Origin of the sequence: Pseudoalteromonas shioyasakiensis, assembly GCA_013391845.1 — a bacterium.
Taxonomy (GTDB): domain Bacteria; phylum Pseudomonadota; class Gammaproteobacteria; order Enterobacterales; family Alteromonadaceae; genus Pseudoalteromonas; species Pseudoalteromonas apostichopi.
In genome coordinates this window covers 1,949,946-1,970,186 of record CP058414.1, presented here as the reverse complement: position 1 = coordinate 1,970,186, position 20,241 = coordinate 1,949,946, and the positions used below count along the sequence as shown (strand labels likewise).

Sequence of the window (20,241 nt, the reverse complement as noted above, 5' to 3'; positions counted from 1 at the left end):
AAAAGGGAAAATTTAAATTTAAGAATATTAAAATCGCGAAATATCACGAATACTCGCGATATTTCACGAATTAGCGTGTTATAGCCAACTTTTTCATTTTTGACCTGAGGGTACTTTCTGGAAGACCCAGTAAAGTTGCAGCGCCATTATCACCTGATACTTGTCCGTTACAACGCTTTAGCACCTGGAGAATATGCTGTTTTTGTACAGCATCAAGCGAGACAACCTGCTCATCCGGTTGTTCATTATTCAACGGAGCAGAGAGTTGTAGTACAGACTGCTTAGATAAAATAGCTTCACGCTCAAGGATATTTTGTAATTCACGAATATTGCCAGGCCAATCATAGTTACCCAGCTTAGTGAGCGTTGCTTTGCTAAGCCCCTTTAACTGCTTACCTAAGCGCTTATTAAGCTGAGTTATTATGTTTGCTGCTAAAAGTGGAATATCTTCTTTGCGTTCACGTAGAGCTGGCACACGAATAGGAAACACATTTAAACGATAATACAAGTCCATTCGAAAGCTACCCTGCTCAACCATTTGCCACAGGTTTCGATTTGTTGCAGCTAACACGCGAATATCAACTTTTAAAGTTTGACTGCCACCAACTCTCTCAAACTCTTGTTCTTGTAGCACGCGCAGTAATTTACTTTGCGCTTCTAATGGCAGCTCTGCCACTTCATCTAAAAATAAAGTCCCCTTGTCAGCTAATTCAAAACGCCCTTTTCTACGTTCATTTGCACCAGTAAATGCCCCTTTTTCATGACCAAATAGTTCAGACTCAATTAAATTAGCTGAAAACGCAGCACAATTGACCTTTATAAAAGGTTGCTCAGCACGGCTACTCAAGCGATGAAGGTTTCGTGCCACCAGCTCTTTACCCGTGCCGTTTTCACCTAAAATCAAAACTGTACTATTAGTCTGGCTTACCAAGGTAATTTGCTCGAGCATACTTTGGAATGAATGACTTTGACCAACCAAACCGGAATCTTGCCAATCTTCGTTTAACTCTGAAATAAGGTAAGCATTCTCAGCTTGTAGTTGCTCAGACAAGTGCTGAACTTGCGCTAGAGCGTCGCGCAATGCCACTTCTGTTTGCTGCTGTTTTGATACATCGCGAAAAATCGCGACCGCACCAATCAAGGCGCCATTTTTATAAACTGGGGTTGAAGTATACTCGACGGCAAAATAGCTACCATCTTTACGCCAGAAGACTTCATCGTTTACATGACGATGTTTACCATCGAACATAGTGCAATATATTTGGCATTCATCTGCGGGATATGGTGACCCATCTTTACGAGTATGGTGATGATATTGGTGTATTTTTTTACCAAGGAGCTCGTCTGCTTTCCAGCCTGTCATGCGCTCAGCGGCAGGGTTTACAAAAACCGCATTACCCGATAAATCGAAGCCATAGATCCCTTCACCAACTGCATTTAACAGTAACGTAGGGTCGTTTAAAAATTCCTTGATCATAGCAATTACTTGTTTCGCGAAATATCACGAGCAATTATGGCAAGGTTGAACTTGCTTAACAAGTAATTACAAAAAAGCGGCTCAAGGCCGCTTTAAAAATTTTTAATATTTTTTTATAGTCTAGGTACTAGGATAATTTCGCCCTGAGATACTTTCATATCTAATGGCAATTTGCTCAGTAATGCAACTTTAGGGTCGTTCATATTTAATTTATAAACAGGGTTAACCGCTAAAAAGCCGTTAATCACTTGCATTGCTTGATCATCTAATAAGTTTAAGCTGCCCTTAAAACCCGCTGTATCTAAAGTTGTATCAACCAGTTTTACATTTCGTAAAAAGACCGCTTTTTTCTCGCTGTCATAAAATGGACTACCTTCGATTTGAAGCTTTAAGCGGACTGGATACTTAAGCGCGAAAGCTTTGATGACAGCACTAGAATCAGCCCCTAAAACCACCACATCACGCTTATCTGGGCCGACATTGACACTCAGATCGTTTACAGCAAAATCAACAGGTAAGCCCATCAGCTTAATCTGTTCACTTAGTTTTGGTAATTGATTAGCAAGGGCTGCTTCAATTTCTGAATTAGTAAACGAGTACACCGACATTCCTTGATCTGTACTTTTACATGCCCCTAAAAATAAACAGGTAAGTAGTAATAAAATTCTCATTGTTTTCCTCAAAAACACACGGAAAAAAACCGCTTCAAAAAGCGGTTTTATTCGTTAAATTGCAAATATTGTTTTAAGCCTTGCTAGTGTGTCAGCTGAAACTGAACCCTTACTGACTGCAAGTAATTGCTTTAAGTAATAATAAACATCTGCATGTTCACCACGGTGTTTATCATCTAACATCGCAACTTGCTCTGTCATACGTAACTGACTATCAGCTGACTCAACACCTGCCAAAATTTCGATACGAGTTAAGAGCTGCGCAGCATTTAAGTTTGTCGTTAATGCGGCTTGGAATTGCGAAGGAAGTTCGCTGCCGCTCTCAAGAGCAGCAAATAAAGCCGTTAACTTAGACTGCTCTGCTTGCTTGCTAATGTGCGCTGTTTTTGCACTAATCGCTGTCTCTAACTGACTCACTCGTGCTGATAATGCTTTTGAGTACTCAAGTTCAGCCAGCTTCACTGTCAAATCTTTAAGCTGTGCAAGATGCACCACTGTTTCAAGTGCTGACTCAAGCTCACTCAACTGCGCTGCTGCAACTTCATCATTTTGCTGCTGTACTTGCTTTTGCTGTTCAAACTCGGCGCTGCGCTTTGCAAAGGTGTCGTCATTAACACGTCTAAATTGCTGCCATAAGGTATTTTCTGCTTTCATTCCTGCAAAGCCAATAGTTTGCCAAGTTTGTTGCAATACCTTGAGTTCTTGGCACGCAGACGCTAAATCATCGCTTTGAGATAACTGTGTTGCCTGCTCTACCAGCGCTGCTTTTTGCTCAGCATTTGCTTTATGGAAGGCAGCTAGCTGTGCTTGCACTAGTGATTGCGCAGCTTTGAATTGCGCTTGTAGTTCACGATACGTTTTAGGATCAACATTTCCTGCTGAGCGCCAAGCTTTAGCGGTACGATTGAACTTACTCTCAAACTGCTTCCAATCGAACTCGTCAGAAGACGTATCAAGATCTGTTAGCTCTTGCATTTGCTTGATTGTATCAAGACGCTGTGCCTTAGCTTGTTCTCGCTGTTGCTCTTGCTCAGCAAAATACTCACGACATGGTGCAAACAGCAACTCTATTTGCTGATCGAATAACTCACCTTGTTGTTTCTCTGCATCAGTGTCTAAACGGCCTAATTCATTCCAACGACGACGCAGCTGTTTAACTTGCTCAGCGCGTTGTTTAGGGTCTGTACATTCTGTTGCGGCTAATTCATTTACTTCAGCAAGTAATGCTTCACGCTTTGGTGCTGAAGCATATTTTTGCCAATCTTTTGCTTCTGCTAATTGCGCTTCTAAATCAGCTTTTAGGCTATTTAATGGCTGCTTGTAATACTCTGTAAGCGTAGCGTATAACTCTTCAAAACCTTTAAACACACCAAATGCTACATTGAAGCGCCCTTGGTCAATTAAGCGTTTTACATCACGTGCTTTACGCTTTGCTGTTTGTTGGTTCTTCTCAAACTTATTAGTAAGCGGTGCCATCGCTTGCTGCCAGCTATTTACTGCTTCAGCTAAATTTGCTTTAAAGCGACCTTGTAAGCGATTAGGAATACTTGCCAGCTTTTTACGTGCAAGTTTTTGCTGTTGTTCAAACTGCTGTTTCAGGCCGTCAAACTCGCTTTCTTCTTCTGTTGTCGCAACCGTGTTTAATTTATCAAATGCATCTTTAAACTCAGCGATAGCAGTAACTAATTGCGGTAACTCTTCAACTTGGTTGAATAAATTTGTTAAGTGCTGTTTTACATCACGAACATTTTGGTTATTAGGTAGATTCGCCTCTGTTAACGCATCTTTTGCTTGTGCAACTTTAGCTTCAAGCCAGTCTTGCTGAATTTGTTCTGGCGTTTCTAAACCCAGTTGCAATGCATTTTCAATTTCTTCACCAATTGCTTCAAGGCTTGCTAATGCTAAGACCTGACGCTGTTGCTCAGCTAAAGCTTGCTGCGCCGCTTCATGCTCTTTGCTTAGTTGTGCAATATGAGACTCAAGCTTTTGCGTAATCGCTGAATACTTTTTATCAAGTGTGCTTACTTGCTCATCGCTTAACCATTTTAATTCAATAGCTTGCCACTGCTGTAATAACTCAGCTTGTTGCATTGATACCAACTGAAAATCATTTTTATCACGAAGTGCATTCAGCTTTGCTAATACTACACGTGTATCTGCTTCAACTTTTGCAGGCATTTCGGTTGCTAGGCGTTCATTTTCAAGGTAAGCGGCTAGCTGTGAATACGCTTCACCTTTTGCATGTTTAAGTAATGATTTAGCAAGTTGGTGACTAATGACAAGCTCAACAAGTTGCAATTGCAGTTCTTCGCGGCCTTCTTTAAAGGCTTTATCAATTAAACTTGGATTTGCTAAGCGTTTTAATAATTTAACCCGAACTTGAATTTCTTTTTCTGCAAACGCCAGTTTTTCAAGCGTTTTTACTGGTGCATAACGCTCAATAAACTCATTTTTGATGTTTGCATCTAGTTTGCTATCAGTGTTTAACACCGCTTGGTTTATATGTTGCTCTGCAACGTCTTTAAGTGCTTGATCTTGTTTGTATGCTTGCCACCATAGAACAATATCATTGACTTTGTTCAGGGCTTTTTTACGGATCTCAGCAGAACTGTCTTCAAGAGCAATGCTATTTAAAATACTAAGGTCACGCTCTGTATCAAGACGTTCAACCGCAGCTAAACGAACTTGGTTTTTAGGGTGCTTCCATTTTGGAGTAAACAGGTGTTTAAAGATCATTTTCACTAAACCTAGCTATTTCATTTTCTGATGCGAATTCTTTTTGCAATTGAGCTTTGCTCTTTTGCACCATTTCACCATTTGCGCCAATGGTAAACTGCTCATTGCTTTGCGAAACTTTAGCTTGATAAAGCATCACGAGTTGAACGGTTTGTTGTTTTTGCTCTTCAGACAAAGGCGTGCCATCAGGCCACTTACCGGTTGAGGCACCATACTGAAGACGTTCAAATACTTCTGGGGTGATATTTTTAACGATATGATCAATATTCATGTTACTTTTTCTTTTTTAAAACAACTAAATAGATGCGACTTACGAGATACCATACAAAACCGACTGCCATTGCCGATGTATAAGCATACCACTCAAGAGACTTTGCTTCGGGGTGCATAAAGTAATAACAGAAAAAGCCCCCTAAAAATAAAATCAGTGCGAGGAAAGACTGATTCATAAACTTTTGTTGTCTACGAATACGCGTTTCTTTTTGCATTTGCTGCAATTGCTCATTGCTTAGATCGGTGACTTGGCATTCACAATGCGGGCATTGTTTATGTTTGTCAGATATTGGTTTTGCACACTGCGGGCAACTAATAATCGCCATATCTTTCTCCATACTACGCATAAAAAAGGCGCCTTAAGGCGCCCTTTATTGTACTTGTTTTATGAGTCGATGTCTTATTTGAATTTCATTCATTTGTGAAGATTCGAAAACCTGCACAATTAAATCCATCACAAAAACTCAAAATCCTGATTTATTGTTTCTGTTTCGCCTTTTCAGCTAGACGCTTTTCCCAGAAAGCAGCATTTTTAATGCCTAATTTAACTGGGTCAAAAGTGATTTCACCACCGGCTTTCTTTTGGTCTTCATAATCACGTAAACAACTAAGAGCAGGTTTAGCGACAAAGAAAATAGCCAAGATACCAACAATATTGATCCACGCCATTAAACCAACACCTATATCACCAATATTCCAGATATAGCCTGAGCTATTCACCATCCCATAAGCCACCATAAACATAATAACTAGCTTTACGATAACTAACGGAATATTGCCTTTGAAATAACGGTTTAAATAAGCAACATTGGTTTCAGCAATATAGTAATAAGCAAGAATTGTGGTAAATGCGAAGAAGAATAAAGCAATACCAACAAATGCTTCGCCAAAGCCACCGAATACACTAAATAATGCCATTTGCGTGAAAGCAGCAGAGCCTACTTCAGTTGCAGCATCAACGTTTTGAACAATGAATTGACCTGCAGGTAACTCACCAACAATGTTGTATTGTTTAGTGATTAGAATCATTAGCGCTGTTGCTGTACATACAAAGATAGTATCAACATAAACAGAGAATGCTTGTACTAAGCCTTGTTGTGCTGGGTGATCTACTTCAGCAGCTGATGCTGCATGTGGGCCGGTACCTTGACCTGCCTCATTTGAGTAAATACCACGTTTAACACCCCAACCAATTGCTGCGCCAAAGCCAGCTTGAGCTGTGAAGGCATCAGATAAAATCATTGAGAAAATACCCGGTACTTTACCTAGGTTTAAGAACACCACTATTAAAGCTAAAACGATGTAACCTAACGCCATAAACGGCACTACAATTTGGGTGAAGTTTGCGATACGTTTAATACCGCCAAAGATAATAAATGCCAGCACAATTAAGATGATTGCAAGGGCTACTAACTTGAAGCTACCTACTTCACCAAAACTGGTGCTAACCAGTGTACCTTCACCGAAAACTTGAGTGAATGCATTACCTACCGCATTAGCTTGAACGCCTGGAAGGAATACACCACAGGCGATAATCGCTGATACCGCGAATAATACGGCTAGCCACTTTTGTTGTAAGCAACGGTCGAAGTAATATGCAGGACCACCACGATATTGGCCGTCTTCTTCTGATTTATAAATCTGACCAAGTGTTGACTCTGCATACGCAGTACTTGCGCCTAAAAACGCAACAATCCACATCCAGAAAATCGCACCTGGACCACCAAAGCCAATTGCTGCAGCAACCCCAGCAATATTACCTACACCTACACGGCCAGATAACGATACAGCTAGCGCTTGAAATGAAGAAATACCCGTATCTGAATTATTTGAGCTTAGCAATAATTTACACATTTCTTTGAAATGTCTAACTTGTGCGAATCGGGTTAAAACGGAATAAAACAGACCTGCACCTAGACATAAATAAATGAGTGCACTACTCCAAATTATGTCATTAACGGCGCTTACTAAAGCTTCCATGGATATCCTCTATGATTATATTTTTTATTGTTAGTTACGATACTCAGCGTGAGCTTGTGAGAATGCGCGACACTATGACTGTGAGAAATAAAAAAATGAGATTTTGGTACTTCTCAGTTGAACATATTGAATATTAACTTAAACCAACCAAGTTTGTTAACAGTTAATTTTCAATATGACAAATGTACCCACCTAGTTAACATTCGATGCATCTTGCTCTACACCGTCATTTTTCAGTCTACAGATACAATTACGGGCATCAGTTTTGCTGATGCCCGTAAGGTTCGTTATCTTAATTTATCAACCACGTTAACGATAGCCGCTAACGTATCTTGACCAAATTGATACGAGCGACGATCTGACCAGCCGTAATCTGGATCTGGTAAATCATCGTTATCTTTAAATGGCATCTCTACCGTGTAAGCTAATGCATTAAATTCATACGCGACAGCAGAAGAACCGACAGTTAAGTTAGCCTGGCCCGGCTCATCTTTTGGATAACCATGTTCGTCTTGGAACTCAGGCGTCACAGTTAAAAGCGCAGCTTTAAAGCTATCTTCTAACTCTTTTAAGCGATCATCGTAGCCTGGGATACCTTCACTACCCGCAACAAAGTTATAAGGAATTGCTTCGTCACCATGAATATCTAAGTGCATATCAAGACCCGTTTCACGCATTTTGTTAAGCACTAAGAATACTTCAGGGCTATTTTCCATGCTCGGTGTTTGCCATTCACGGTTCAAATTGACACCTTTAGCGTTAGTACGTAGGTGACCACGCACACTGCCATCTGGGTTCATATTTGGCACGATGTAGAATACTGCTTTAGATAGTAACGCAGCTGCATGTGGGTCTTCATCATCAAGTAATTTATGAAGCAATCCTTCAACATACCACTCTGCCATTGTTTCGCCTGGGTGTTGACGCGCCGTGATCCAGATTTTCTTCTTCTCACTGCTAGGAATACCCACACGTAATACACTCATGTCACGACCATCAAGTGTTTCACCTAATGTTTCTAATTCACACGCATGCTGGCTTTGTGCCCATGCAAGTAAATCTAAGTGACGGTCATAGCTGTAAGGTGCAAAGTAAGCAAAATACATACTGCTACACTCAGGCTCAACTTCAAATGATAGTGTGCCGTTTGCGTACTCAGACGGAACACGGAACCACGTTTGACGGTCGTATGATGCAACCGTGTGATAACCCTCCCAGCCATCAGGATAGGCTGAATTTTCTAGATTATTAATATGTAATTTATGGTTTTGAAACGCAGTTGTTTCAAGACGAAAGTGAAACCACTGGAAAAAATCAGACTGATTGTCTTTATTAATTTCTAATTGAATGTTCAGTGGATCAACGGCTTCAATAACCTTGATATTACCACTATCAAAATTGCTGGTGATTTTCATTTTATAAACCTATTGGTTAAATATAATTCTTAGCTACTCGCTTATTAGTTAAGAATTAAGCCAACGCTCTGTAGTTAGAACGTTTTGTTAGTAATATGGTGTAGACCCTAAACAGCCTATCACATGCAGAAAATTTGCAAAAACTTTCACGACTAAAAAAGCCAGCATAATGCTGGCTTCTTGAATCTGTATAGTTTAGGTATTAGCGAGGTAAACTTGGGAAAGTTACTTCAGCCATATCACGCATACAGCGTACTACCTGACAGCTATAACCAAACTCATTATCGTACCAAACGTAAAGCACAACACGGTTGTCATCTACGATTGTCGCTTGTGAATCAACAACACCTGCGTAACGACTACCCACTAAGTCAGTAGATACGATTTCAGTAGACGCTGTGTAATCGATTTGGTCACGAAGATCTGAGTAAAGTGCAGTTTCACGTAAGAAAGCATTTAGTTCTTCAACGTTTGTACCTTTTTCAAGGTTTAAGTTCAAGATAGCCATTGATACGTTTGGTGTAGGAACACGGATAGCGTTACCCGTTAGTTTACCTTCAAGCTCTGGTAAAGCTTTAGAAACTGCTTTAGCAGCACCTGTTGAAGTGATAACCATGTTAAGTGCAGCAGCACGGCCACGACGTTCAGCTTTGTGGTAGTTATCAATTAAGTTTTGGTCATTGGTGTATGAGTGAACAGTTTCAACGTGACCGTTTTTGATACCAAACTTATCGTTAAGCGCTTTTAACGTTGGCGTAATAGCATTGGTCGTACAGCTAGCCGCACATACAATTTTATCTTCAGGTTTGATATCTTGGTTGTTTACACCGTATACGATGTTTTTGATGTTACCTTTAGCTGGTGCAGTTAATAATACTTTTGCCGCGCCTTTTGCTTCTAAGTGCTGACCAAGGCCTGCTTCGTCTTTCCAGATACCCGTGTTGTCAACAACTAGTGCATTTTCGATACCGTAAGCAGTGTAATCAACTTCGTTTGGTGAGTTAGCGTAGATAACTTGAATGTAGCTACCGTTAGCTTTAATTGCGTTGCGCTCTTTATCAATTGTAATAGAGCCATTAAATGGGCCATGGATAGAGTCACGACGAAGTAAGCTTGCACGCTTCTCTAGGTCGCCGTCTTTACCACCACGTACAACGATTGCACGTAAACGCAGGTCTGCATAAGGGCCAGATTTTTCGATTAATAGACGTGCTAATAAACGACCGATACGCCCAAAACCGTATAACACAACATCACGTGGCTCTTTGCGCTCAGAGTTTGCGATTTCTGCTAATTCGTCAGTTAAGTACTCTTCAACTGAACGACCTTTTGCAGCATCTGTAAACAAATAACCATACGCTAGTTTACCAATATCGATACGTGCAGAGTTTAAGTCCATTTTGCTAATTGCTTCTAAGAAAGGGAAGCTTTCACGTAGACGTAGTTTTGTACCTTCAAACTGAGCAACTGTTTTATGCGCTTTGATGATATCGATTGTACTGGCATTAACGAGAGGACGGCCATATACAGCGATTTCGATACCACGATTACGGTAAAGTCTACCAATAATAGGTTGCATACTTTCTGCGTAATCTTGACGTTCTTGCCAGCTGCTTGTGTATTCTAACTCGTGAGATGAGGTCATTTTTTTTACCTAATTAAACAATTTTGAACGGATAGCCTTAAAAAATGTGCTGTGATTTGAGAGCAACACATCTCAGGCAGGGGTATTCTAATTTAAACTCAAACGATTCTCCACTGTTACAGAACAAATCATTGCGCTAGAATAAAGTAGTACAAATTAAGTTGAGGTTAAGGAATGTTATTAAGAGCAAGTGTGTTGCTTGGTTTATTGGCATTAGCAGGCTGTGAAGATCCACTTACACTGGCAAAAGTGTGCGACGAAACACCTGGCTTCTGTAGTGATTTGAATAAAGACAGTCACTGTAAAGAGCAACGTGCCGAAGTTATCATTCAACGTTACGTTGAATATAAGTCACCAACAGACGAGAACAAATACCAATTATTAAAGGATTTTGAGAAATACGATCAATGTGTGTCTCTTGCCGCCAAGATTGAGCATATAAAACTAAAAGAAAAAACCACGTCTCGCGTTGAAGGCCATTTAACGAGCATTAAAGAAATGACGCGAATTTTTCAAGATACCAAAAATACTGACCACCCAGGTTTGTTGTATTACCATTGGTCACGTAATAATGACCAATCTGCATTAACTAAGTTACTCGCCCTTGAAGAAAAACAAGATAAACGCGTCACTGAAGATGCCGAAATGCAGTTTTTCTTAGCGAGCTACTACGTGAAGTTTGATGATGAAAAAACCATTGATTTGCTTTACAAAACGCTAGAGCTAAATAAAGCAGGTGCAACACCCAACCCTGAGATCTACCCTACTCTCGTGAGCTTATTCTACAAACATGAAAAGTATAAGCATGCCTACACCTTTGCACGTGTAGCACAATTATCAGGGTATGAAGATGTCGATATTTTACCTATTGAGCATCAACTCGCTGCCGCAGGTAAAAGCTTAGACAGCTTAGATGATTTAGCACAAAAAACCTACGACAGTATCCAAGGAGGAAACTTCGTATCACCACGCGGTTTTTAGCTTTTGATAGCTCGCAAGTAAATACTTAAACAAATAAAAAAGGCAGCTAACGCTGCCTTTTCTTATTTTGCTTTGCTTGTGCCAACTTCTACACGAGTTTTTAGCTTCTGACCTGGTCTAAAAGTCACAACTCGGCGCGCCGAAATAGGAATATCTTCACCTGTTTTCGGATTGCGGCCTGGACGTTCTTTTTTATCTCGAAGATCAAAGTTACCAAATCCAGAGAGCTTAACCTGCTCGCCTTTTTCTAGCGCTGAGCGGATTTCTTCAAAAAACGCTTCAACTAAATCTTTGGCATCTTTTTTATTGATCCCGAGTTTTTCAAATAGGTGTTCAGCTATGTCGGCTTTAGTAAGCGCCATATCTAGTCCCTCAACGATGCGTTAAATTGTTCGGCCAGTGCGGCCACCACATTATCAACTACTTGATTGATATCTTTCTCTTCGAGCGTTTCTATCAACCGCTTGCAGTGTTAGAGCAATCGCCAAACTCTTATAATTTGGCTCAATACCTTTGCCCTTATACACATCGAATAAGTTTAGGTCAACCAATTGATTTCCGCCAACTTTTTCTATGACATTTAAAATATCGCCAGATTTTACGTGATCTTCCACTAAAATCGCGATATCACGGCGGTTTGACGGGAATTTCGACACTGCCACTGCTTCTGGTAATTTTCTTTTTTCTAGTGCAGACATTTCGATTTCAAACACAAATGCTGTGTTATTGATATCTAGTGACTTTTGCACTTGTGGGTGCACTGCACCAAAAAAACCTACTTTTTTACCATCAACATAAATAACGGCTGATTGGCCTGGGTGTAAGCCATCAGACTGCTCTGCTTTTATCTCAAAACGTGATGAATCGTTACTAATTGCTAAAAGTGCTTCAACATCACCTTTTAAGTCATAGAAATCAACGCTACGCTTTTCTTGAACCCAATGTTCACCGTGTGCAAGACCAGAGATTACACCACCAATGACAGCAACTTGGTTTACACCGTTTTCAGCATTTTCCTCACGTAAGAATTTAAGGCCATGCTCAAATAAACGTACGCGTGGTTGCTGACGGTTTTGGTTGTAAACTAGTGACGCTAATAGACCCGGCATTAAGCTAACACGCATTGCTGACATTTCAACCGAAATTGGGTGTGGTAATACAAGCGCATCACTTTGCGGATGTAAAATTGCTTGTGCTTTTGGATCAACGAAGCTGTAAGTAATTGCTTCTTGGTAACCACGTGTTACAAGTGTATTGCGGAATTTAGTTACTGCAACATGAGACTCGTCATGGTTAGTCATTTTTAATTTAGCAGTTGGTGCAACGTTAGGAATGCTGTTATAGCCGTAAACACGCGCAACTTCTTCAATTAAATCTTCTTCAATACGAATATCAAAGCGATAACTCGGTACGTCAGCGCTCCATACACCATCAACAATTTTCACATCTAAACCTAAACGCGTTAGGATGTCAGTCACTTTTGCATCATCAATGTGGTGGCCAATTACACGGTCTAAACGCTCACGGCGTAAACGCACTTCTGTCACTTTTGGTAATTTATCAGTGGCTACGGCTTCAACTACAGGGCCAGCTTCACCGCCGACAATCTCAAGTAGTAATGCAGTCGCACGTTCCATAGCATCTTTTTGTAGTGCAAAATCAACACCACGCTCGTAGCGATGTGATGCATCAGTGTGTAAGCCGTAACTACGTGCTTGACCTGCAATAGCGACAGGGTTAAAGAATGCGCTTTCTAATAAGATGTCTGATGTTGCTTCAGTCACACCTGACTTTTCACCACCAAAAATACCTGCAATGGCAAGTGCTTTGTTGTGATCAGCAATCACAAGTGTAGACTCGTTAAGTTTTGCAGTGTTGCCATCTAGCAAAACTAACTCTTCACCCGCGTTTGCGCTACGTACTTTAATGCCACCTTCAATCGCATTTAAATCAAATGCATGCATTGGGTGACCAAGCTCTAGTAACACGTAGTTTGTAACATCAACTACCGGGTCAATTGAGCGAATGCCACTGCGACGAAGTTTTTCTACCATCCAAAGTGGTGTTTCTGCATCAAGGTTGATACCTTTGATTACACGACCTAAATAACGAGGACACGCTTCATCATTTACAAGCTCAATCGATACTTTGTCGTCAATCGTTGCAGCAACTGGTGTGATTTCAAGTGTATTTACATCAACACTGTTAAGTACGCCCACTTCACGCGCCAGACCTTTGATACCTAAACAATCACCACGGTTTGGTGTTAAGTCAACATCAATAATGTTGTCGTCTAGGCTCAAGTATTCACGTAAATCAGTGCCGATTGGTGCATCACTTGGTAATTCCATGATGCCATCGCCTTCTTCGCTGATACCTAACTCAACGAATGCGCAAAGCATACCATGTGAAGGTTGACCACGAAGTTTGGCTTTTTTGATTTTAAAATCGCCTGGCAATACAGCGCCTACAGTAGCAACCGCTACTTTTAAACCTTGACGACAATTAGGTGCGCCACAAACGATATCAAGTAGCTCATCACCACCTACGTTTACTTTCGTCACACGTAATTTATCAGCATCAGGGTGTTGACCACATTCAACAACTTCACCTACAACAACGCCTGTAAACTCCGCAGCCGCTGGCTCAACACCATCGACTTCAAGACCAGCCATTGATAACTGTTCCGAAAGAGCCTGCGTGTCGATTGCTGGGTTAACCCACTCTCTTAACCACTTTTCACTAAATTTCATTTTATATCTTCACTCTTAACGGAACTGGTTTAGGAATTTTAAATCGTTTTCGAAAAATGCACGTAGGTCGTTTACGCCGTAGCGCAACATGGTTAAACGCTCAACACCCATACCGAATGCGAAGCCAGTGTATTTTTCTGGATCAATACCCACTGATTTAAGAACGTTAGGGTGAACCATGCCACAGCCTAATACCTCTAACCACTTGCCGTTTTTACCCATAACATCAACTTCAGCTGATGGCTCAGTAAATGGGAAGTAAGAAGGACGGAAACGAATTTCCATGTCTTCTTCAAAAAAGTTGCGTAAGAAGTCGTGCAGAATACCTTTTAACTCAGTGAAGCTTACATCTGTGTCAACCATTAAGCCTTCGACTTGATGGAACATTGGCGTGTGTGTTTGGTCATAATCATTACGGTAAACACGGCCTGGAGAGATGATACGCAGTGGTGGCTGTTCAGTTTCCATGGTACGAATTTGTACACCACTTGTCTGCGTACGTAACACAAGTTTTGGGTTGAAATAGAAAGTATCATGATCAGCACGCGCTGGATGGTGCTCAGGAATATTTAGCGCATCGAAGTTATGAAAATCATCTTCAACTTCAGGACCTGATTTAACCGCAAAACCTAACTCACCAAAAAAGCTTTCTATACGTTCAATTGTACGAGTTACTGGGTGTAAGCCACCTGTAGGCATAACACGACCCGGTAAAGTTACGTCGATCGTTTCTGCCGCTAGCTTCTCTTCAAGAGCCTTACTTGCTAGTAACTCACGCTTTTCGTTTATCGCTGTTTGTACTTCTTGTTTTGCTTGGTTAATCACTTGACCCGCTTCTTTACGCTCTTCAGGGGCAATCTTGCCAAGCGTTTTAAGTAAGTTGGTGATTTCACCTTTTTTACCAAGGTAATTAACCCTGATATCTTCTAATTGCGCGATTTCATTCGCACTGGCAACAGCCTCTAGTGCTTGCGCTAAAATATTTTCTAAGTTCATTGAGTACCTGGTCTTTCACAGAAGGATTTTTGTAATAGCTAATGATAACTGAAAGCAAGGACTAGATTCTAGCCCTACTAAAGCTTTAACGTTGATTTTATAAAAGGAATTGTTAATTTTCTTTGTGCAGCCATTGAGGCATGGTCAAGTTTATCTAAAACATCTAATAATGCGCGCATATCACGGCTTAATCGCGTTAATAAAAAGCGTGCACATTCTTCGGTAAGTTCAAGACCACGCATGTGAGCACGTCGAACTAAGGCTTCGGCTTTGTCATCATCACTCATTGAGCGAATTTGCAATGTCGTGCCCCATTTCAAACGAGATACTAAATCAGGTAAATTAATATGCAACATATCGGGTAATAAATCAGCTGTTACAACAAGGTATTTACCAGGCTCATTGAACCGATTGAAAAAGTTAAATAATCCCTTTTCCCATACATCATTTCCGGCCACCAGGTGCACATCATCAATACATAGCACATCAAGATTTTCGAGGCCTTCAAGTACAACAGGACCATAATCAATCACTTCACGCATCGAAAGCAGCATAGTTGATAAGCCACGCTCTTGTGCGTGAATACAGGTAGCATACAAAAGGTGTGACTTGCCAGAATCACCTAATCCACATAAGTAGGTATATTGAAATTTATTACTAAGCTTTGTAAACGCATCTTTAAGGTGACTAACTTCAAGAGAATTTTCGCCACCAAAATAAGAGGTAAATGTTTCATCATCAGGCAAAGTAACTGGCAATGCCATTTGCATTGGTTCTTGCACTGTGATTAAAGCCCCTTCCATTGATATTCAAGTTCGTCTTTGTTGACTACCTGATAAAAGTCACGAGGATCCTGATGGGCTTTAAAGGCAGTATCAAGCTCTAACGCTTTTCTGAAATCATTCATGCTGCCAGTATGATTTACTGTAAATTGCACTGCATCTGGAGTACGTACAGATATCACTGCTCGTGTAACAACACTTAAGCTTTCTAAGCGGCGTTTAGCGAATTCAATATCTACGAAGTTATTAATGCCTTTAAGATAAAAGGTAGCTGTAGCTATTTGGCCAATCATTGTAGGATCGATTGCATACTCTTGTGCTAAACCGCCCGCTAAACTGTCAATCATATCAGCAACAATTTGCTGCTTATCACCCATCAAACGATTAGTATCAAATAATTCTGCATTAGTAAAACGCCAATCAAGGATCCACGTTTCTGAATCAGCCTGTTGATACATTCTTGCGGTAATACTGCGCTCTGCGCTGTAACGGCTGGAAGCTTGCTCGACGGGCTCAGAAAAGTTACCCCATACTTCAGGAATGCCAACGATAGCGCGGTCTTGCAAATCTAGTAATGGTACAACTACAGGTAAACCACGACGATCCGCTTTGTCATAAATAAGTTGCTCAAGCTGCGGATACGACTCTTGTGTAACTAGTTCACGACGCCAATTATCTTCAATCGCTAACCAAATAGCCACTAATGGACGACGCGTGCCCCACAATGGCAAGCCTAGATCTTTAAGCAATGCATTAATTTTGTTAGCTTCAAACTTAACAACCAGATTTAAACTACCATCTGCTTTTTCGTCATATTCAAATTTGAGCATATAATCTGAAATGTCGCGGATACGCTGTTTAGCTACAGAGTTTTGATCAGCGCTTGTATCACCACTCACTTTCACCAATACATTTAGCAGCGCTTCACGACTTGCTGCCAAACGAGCATCACGTGATTTGTCCGCAACTTTGAGGGTATCTTGATATAAATTAGTCACTTCAACTGCAAAGCTTGAAGCACTCGAAAAAAATAATAATAAACAAATAAGTAATCTAGACACAGGCCATTAGTTCTTGCTTTTAAACTGATTTGATCCTAAATCAAAGCCATAAACAAAGCAAAGTTAATTTAATGAACGGTAGATGAGCGAATTGGGAGTTGCAAGAATAAAGCTTTAAGTCTAATCGTAGCCATGCATGTTTTATTATGGGCTTAATTCAGCACTGAAGTGCCTCCTACAAAGTTTTGTTGCTGAGGGAGACTCTTCACTAAACACCCCCACCGCTCAGCTGACATCTATTATCTGACGGCTGAAAGCTGACAGCTCCCAAACGCAAAAAAGCCCGACTCTTTCGAATCGGGCTTTCTTTAATTTGGAGCCTGGCAATGTCCTACTTTCACATGGCAAATGCCACACTATCATCGGCGCTGTTTCGTTTCACTACTGAGTTCGGCATGGGGTCAGGTGGGTCCAAAACGCTATTGTCACCAAGCAAATTTGGGTCGTTAATCGCCTTGGCAATCAACTAAAATTCGGAATTCTGATATCAAGTAAATGTCTACTTTAGTTTCTTAACTTCTGTCTGTTACGCTGTCACAAAACGCGTTTGGCGTTGTATGGTTAAGCCTCACGGGTAATTAGTACAGGTTAGCTTAATGGCTCGCACCACTTCCACATCCTGCCTATCAACGTTGTAGTCTTCAACGGCCCTTCAGAGACTTTAAAAGTCTAGTGAGAACTCATCTCGAGGCCTGCTTCGCGCTTAGATGCTTTCAGCGCTTATCAGTTCCGAACGTAGCTACCGGGCAGTGCCATTGGCATGACAACCCGAACACCAGCGGTTCGTTCACTCCGGTCCTCTCGTACTAGGAGCAACCCCTCTCAATTCTCAAACGCCCACGGCAGATAGGGACCGAACTGTCTCACGACGTTCTAAACCCAGCTCGCGTACCACTTTAAATGGCGAACAGCCATACCCTTGGGACCGACTTCAGCCCCAGGATGTGATGAGCCGACATCGAGGTGCCAAACACCGCCGTCGATATGAACTCTTGGGCGGTATCAGCCTGTTATCCCCGGAGTACCTTTTATCCGTTGAGCGATGGCCCTTCCATTCAGAACCACCGGATCACTATGACCTACTTTCGTACCTGCTCGACGTGTCTGTCTCGCAGTTAAGCTGGCTTCTACCATTACACTAACCGTACGATGTCCGACCGTACTTAGCCAACCTTCGTGCTCCTCCGTTACTCTTTGGGAGGAGACCGCCCCAGTCAAACTACCCACCAGGCACTGTCCGTAACCCCGATTAGGGGCCAACGTTAGAACATCAAAACTACAAGGGTGGTATTTCAAGGACGGCTCCACAAAGACTAGCGTCTCTGCTTCAAAGCCTCCCACCTATCCTACACATGTAGGTTCAATGTTCAGTGCCAAGCTGTAGTAAAGGTTCACGGGGTCTTTCCGTCTAGCCGCGGGTACACAGCATCTTCACTGCGATTTCAATTTCACTGAGTCTCGGGTGGAGACAGCGTGGCCATGGTTACACCATTCGTGCAGGTCGGAACTTACCCGACAAGGAATTTCGCTACCTTAGGACCGTTATAGTTACGGCCGCCGTTTACCGGGGCTTCGATCAAGAGCTTCGTCCGAAAACTAACCCCATCAATTAACCTTCCGGCACCGGGCAGGTGTCACACCGTATACGTCATCTTGCGATTTTGCACAGTGCTGTGTTTTTAATAAACAGTCCCAGCCACCTGGTCACTGCGGCTCCCGTCCGCTTAGAGAGCAAGTCTCATCACAGATAGGAGCGTACCTTCTCCCGAAGTTACGGTACGATTTTGCCTAGTTCCTTCACCCGAGTTCTCTCAAGCGCCTTAGTATTCTCTACCTGACCACCTGTGTCGGTTTGGGGTACGATTCGGTATAATCTGAAGCTTAGAGGCTTTTCCTGGAAGTATGGCATCAACAACTTCACACCCTTGGGTGCTCGTCTCGTGTCTCAGTCTTAAGAGTCCGGATTTTCCTAAACTCTCAACCTACTCACTTTCACATGGACAACCAACGCCATGCTTGTTTAGCCTGCTCCGTCCCCCCATCGCAATTATACCAAGTACGGGAATATTAACCCGTTTCCCATCGACTACGCCTTTCGGCCTCGCCTTAGGGGTCGACTTACCCTACCCTGATTAACATGGGATAGGAACCCTTGGTCTTCCGGCGTGCGGGTTTTTCACCCGCATTATCGTTACTCATGTCAGCATTCGCACTTCTGATACCTCCAGCATACCTCCCGGTACACCTTCAACGGCTTACAGAACGCTCCCCTACCACTCAAACAAAGTTTGAATCCGCAGCTTCGGTGCATAGTTTAGCCCCGTTACATCTTCCGCGCAGACCGACTCGACCAGTGAGCTATTACGCTTTCTTTAAAGGATGGCTGCTTCTAAGCCAACCTCCTGGCTGTCTGGGCCTTTCCACATCGTTTCCCACTTAACTATGACTTTGGGACCTTAGCTGGCGGTCTGGGTTGTTTCCCTCTTCACGACGGACGTTAGCACCCGCCGTGTGTCTCCCGGATAGTACTTTACGGTATTCGGAGTTTGCAAAGGGTTGGTAAGTCGGGATGACCCCCTAGCCTTAACAGTGCTCTACCCCCGTAAGTATTCGTCCGAGGCTCTACCTAAATAGATTTCGGGGAGAACCAGCTATCTCCCGGTTTGATTAGCCTTTCACTCCTAGCCACAGGTCATCCCCTAACTTTTCAACGTTAGTGGGTTCGGTCCTCCAGTTGATGTTACTCAACCTTCAACCTGCCCATGGCTAGATCACCGGGTTTCGGGTCTATACCTTGCAACTAAACGCGCAGTTAACGCTCGCTTTCACTACGGCTACCCTAATCGGTTAACCTCGCTACAAAATATAAGTCGCTGACCCATTATACAAAAGGTACGCAGTCACCCTCGAAGGGCTCCTACTGCTTGTACGTACACGGTTTCAGGTTCTATTTCACTCCCCTCACAGGGGTTCTTTTCGCCTTTCCCTCACGGTACTGGTTCACTATCGGTCAGTTGGGAGTATTTAGCCTTAGATGATGGTCCACCTATATTCAGTCAAAGTTTCACGTGCTCCGACCTACTCGATTTCACTTAAGATGCATTTTCGTGTACGGGACTATCACCCTGTATCGTCAAACTTTCCAGAATGTTTCACTAACACATAATAAGCTTAAGGGCTGGTCCGGTTTCGCTCGCCGCTACTTCCGGAATCTCGGTTGATTTCTGTTCCTACGGGTACTTAGATGTTTCAGTTCTCCGCGTTCGCCTCGTTAACCTATGTATTCAGTTAACGATACCTGCAAGCAGGTGGGTTTCCCCATTCGGAAATCCTAGTCTCAAGCGCTTTTTACTAGCTTGACTAGGCTTATCGCAAGTTAATACGTCCTTCATCGCCTCCAACTGCCAAGGCATCCACCGTGTACGCTTAGTCACTTAACCATACAACCCAAACGGGTCTTTGTTAGTGACA

At 42.2% G+C, this 20,241-nt stretch carries 13 protein-coding genes, 2 rRNA genes and 1 pseudogene; 1 reads left to right on the top strand and 15 read right to left on the bottom strand.

Translation table 11 applies throughout. The annotated features are described in order from the left end of the window. Positions 1 to 70: 70 nt before the first annotated feature. The 8 genes from HYD28_08970 to HYD28_08935 form a co-directional block, all read right to left on the bottom strand. Positions 71 to 1,477 carry a sigma 54-interacting transcriptional regulator gene (locus tag HYD28_08970; GenBank protein ID QLE09070.1) on the bottom strand — a complete coding sequence of 469 codons (1,407 nt, stop codon included), beginning with the start codon at positions 1,475 to 1,477 and terminating at the stop codon, positions 71 to 73. 113 nt (positions 1,478 to 1,590) lie between these two features. Then, positions 1,591 to 2,148 (bottom strand): DUF1439 domain-containing protein, encoded by a 558-nt coding sequence (locus HYD28_08965; protein QLE09069.1) that lies wholly within the window; start codon positions 2,146 to 2,148, stop codon positions 1,591 to 1,593. A gap of 54 nt (positions 2,149 to 2,202) precedes the next feature. Then, entirely contained in the window at positions 2,203 to 4,884 is a 2,682-nt protein-coding gene (locus HYD28_08960) for a DUF349 domain-containing protein (protein QLE09068.1), read from the bottom strand. Continuing rightward, positions 4,874 to 5,155, bottom strand: a complete 282-nt coding sequence (locus HYD28_08955) for a DUF1315 family protein (GenBank protein QLE09067.1) — start codon at positions 5,153 to 5,155, stop codon at positions 4,874 to 4,876. The genes HYD28_08960 and HYD28_08955 overlap by 11 nt, the downstream gene beginning before the upstream one ends. A 1-nt stretch (position 5,156) precedes the next feature. Beyond that, on the bottom strand, positions 5,157 to 5,483 hold the full coding sequence (locus HYD28_08950; GenBank protein ID QLE10522.1) for a hypothetical protein: 327 nt from the start codon (positions 5,481 to 5,483) through the stop codon (positions 5,157 to 5,159). Positions 5,484 to 5,634: 151 nt separating this feature from the next. Further along, positions 5,635 to 7,137: an alanine:cation symporter family protein gene (locus HYD28_08945; protein QLE09066.1), complete on the bottom strand. Its 1,503-nt coding sequence runs from the start codon at positions 7,135 to 7,137 to the stop codon at positions 5,635 to 5,637. A 287-nt stretch (positions 7,138 to 7,424) separates the two neighbouring features. Beyond that, complete coding sequence (locus tag HYD28_08940) at positions 7,425 to 8,552, bottom strand: carboxypeptidase family protein (protein ID QLE09065.1); 1,128 nt, start codon at positions 8,550 to 8,552, stop codon at positions 7,425 to 7,427. Positions 8,553 to 8,754: 202 nt separating this feature from the next. Continuing rightward, positions 8,755 to 10,197, bottom strand: a complete 1,443-nt coding sequence (locus tag HYD28_08935; protein ID QLE09064.1) for a glyceraldehyde-3-phosphate dehydrogenase — start codon at positions 10,195 to 10,197, stop codon at positions 8,755 to 8,757. Positions 10,198 to 10,371: 174 nt separating this feature from the next. Here HYD28_08935 and HYD28_08930 point away from each other — a divergent pair, with 174 nt between their 5' ends. Further along, the gene (locus HYD28_08930) at positions 10,372 to 11,178 is read left to right on the top strand and encodes a DUF2989 domain-containing protein (protein QLE09063.1); all 807 of its coding nucleotides are present in this window, start codon (positions 10,372 to 10,374) and stop codon (positions 11,176 to 11,178) included. Between the two features lie 62 nt (positions 11,179 to 11,240). Here HYD28_08930 and ihfA read toward each other — a convergent pair whose 3' ends face one another. The 7 genes and pseudogenes from ihfA to HYD28_08895 form a co-directional block, all read right to left on the bottom strand. Next, positions 11,241 to 11,540 (bottom strand): integration host factor subunit alpha, encoded by a 300-nt coding sequence (gene ihfA / locus HYD28_08925; protein QLE09062.1) that lies wholly within the window; start codon positions 11,538 to 11,540, stop codon positions 11,241 to 11,243. 2 nt (positions 11,541 to 11,542) lie between these two features. Further along, positions 11,543 to 13,931, bottom strand: a pseudogene (gene pheT / locus HYD28_08920) (phenylalanine--tRNA ligase subunit beta). Positions 13,932 to 13,946: 15 nt separating this feature from the next. After that, on the bottom strand, positions 13,947 to 14,927 hold the full coding sequence (gene pheS / locus HYD28_08915) for a phenylalanine--tRNA ligase subunit alpha (GenBank protein ID QLE09061.1): 981 nt from the start codon (positions 14,925 to 14,927) through the stop codon (positions 13,947 to 13,949). Between the two features lie 77 nt (positions 14,928 to 15,004). Beyond that, positions 15,005 to 15,715: a DnaA regulatory inactivator Hda gene (gene hda, locus HYD28_08910; protein ID QLE10521.1), complete on the bottom strand. Its 711-nt coding sequence runs from the start codon at positions 15,713 to 15,715 to the stop codon at positions 15,005 to 15,007. After that, positions 15,715 to 16,770, bottom strand: a complete 1,056-nt coding sequence (locus tag HYD28_08905) for a DUF2066 domain-containing protein (GenBank protein ID QLE09060.1) — start codon at positions 16,768 to 16,770, stop codon at positions 15,715 to 15,717. The genes hda and HYD28_08905 overlap by 1 nt, the downstream gene beginning before the upstream one ends. Before the next feature lie 318 nt (positions 16,771 to 17,088). After that, positions 17,089 to 17,203 (bottom strand): 5S ribosomal RNA (gene rrf, locus HYD28_08900). A gap of 104 nt (positions 17,204 to 17,307) precedes the next feature. Then, a 23S ribosomal RNA gene (locus tag HYD28_08895) occupies positions 17,308 to 20,217 on the bottom strand. Positions 20,218 to 20,241: the final 24 nt, after the last annotated feature.

Excerpts from the sequence above, each read along its gene's own strand:
- ihfA (QLE09062.1), bottom strand. The coding sequence starts at position 11,540 with ATGGCGCTTACTAAAGCCGACATAGCTGAACACCTATTTGAAAAACTC.
- HYD28_08945 (QLE09066.1), bottom strand. The coding sequence starts at position 7,137 with ATGGAAGCTTTAGTAAGCGCCGTTAATGACATAATTTGGAGTAGTGCA.
- HYD28_08940 (QLE09065.1), bottom strand. The coding sequence starts at position 8,552 with ATGAAAATCACCAGCAATTTTGATAGTGGTAATATCAAGGTTATTGAA.
- HYD28_08930 (QLE09063.1), top strand. The coding sequence starts at position 10,372 with ATGTTATTAAGAGCAAGTGTGTTGCTTGGTTTATTGGCATTAGCAGGC.
- pheS (QLE09061.1), bottom strand. The coding sequence starts at position 14,927 with ATGAACTTAGAAAATATTTTAGCGCAAGCACTAGAGGCTGTTGCCAGT.
- HYD28_08950 (QLE10522.1), bottom strand. The coding sequence starts at position 5,483 with ATGGCGATTATTAGTTGCCCGCAGTGTGCAAAACCAATATCTGACAAA.
- HYD28_08935 (QLE09064.1), bottom strand. The coding sequence starts at position 10,197 with ATGACCTCATCTCACGAGTTAGAATACACAAGCAGCTGGCAAGAACGT.
- HYD28_08960 (QLE09068.1), bottom strand. The coding sequence starts at position 4,884 with ATGATCTTTAAACACCTGTTTACTCCAAAATGGAAGCACCCTAAAAAC.
- HYD28_08965 (QLE09069.1), bottom strand. The coding sequence starts at position 2,148 with ATGAGAATTTTATTACTACTTACCTGTTTATTTTTAGGGGCATGTAAA.
- HYD28_08955 (QLE09067.1), bottom strand. The coding sequence starts at position 5,155 with ATGAATATTGATCATATCGTTAAAAATATCACCCCAGAAGTATTTGAA.
- HYD28_08970 (QLE09070.1), bottom strand. The coding sequence starts at position 1,477 with ATGATCAAGGAATTTTTAAACGACCCTACGTTACTGTTAAATGCAGTT.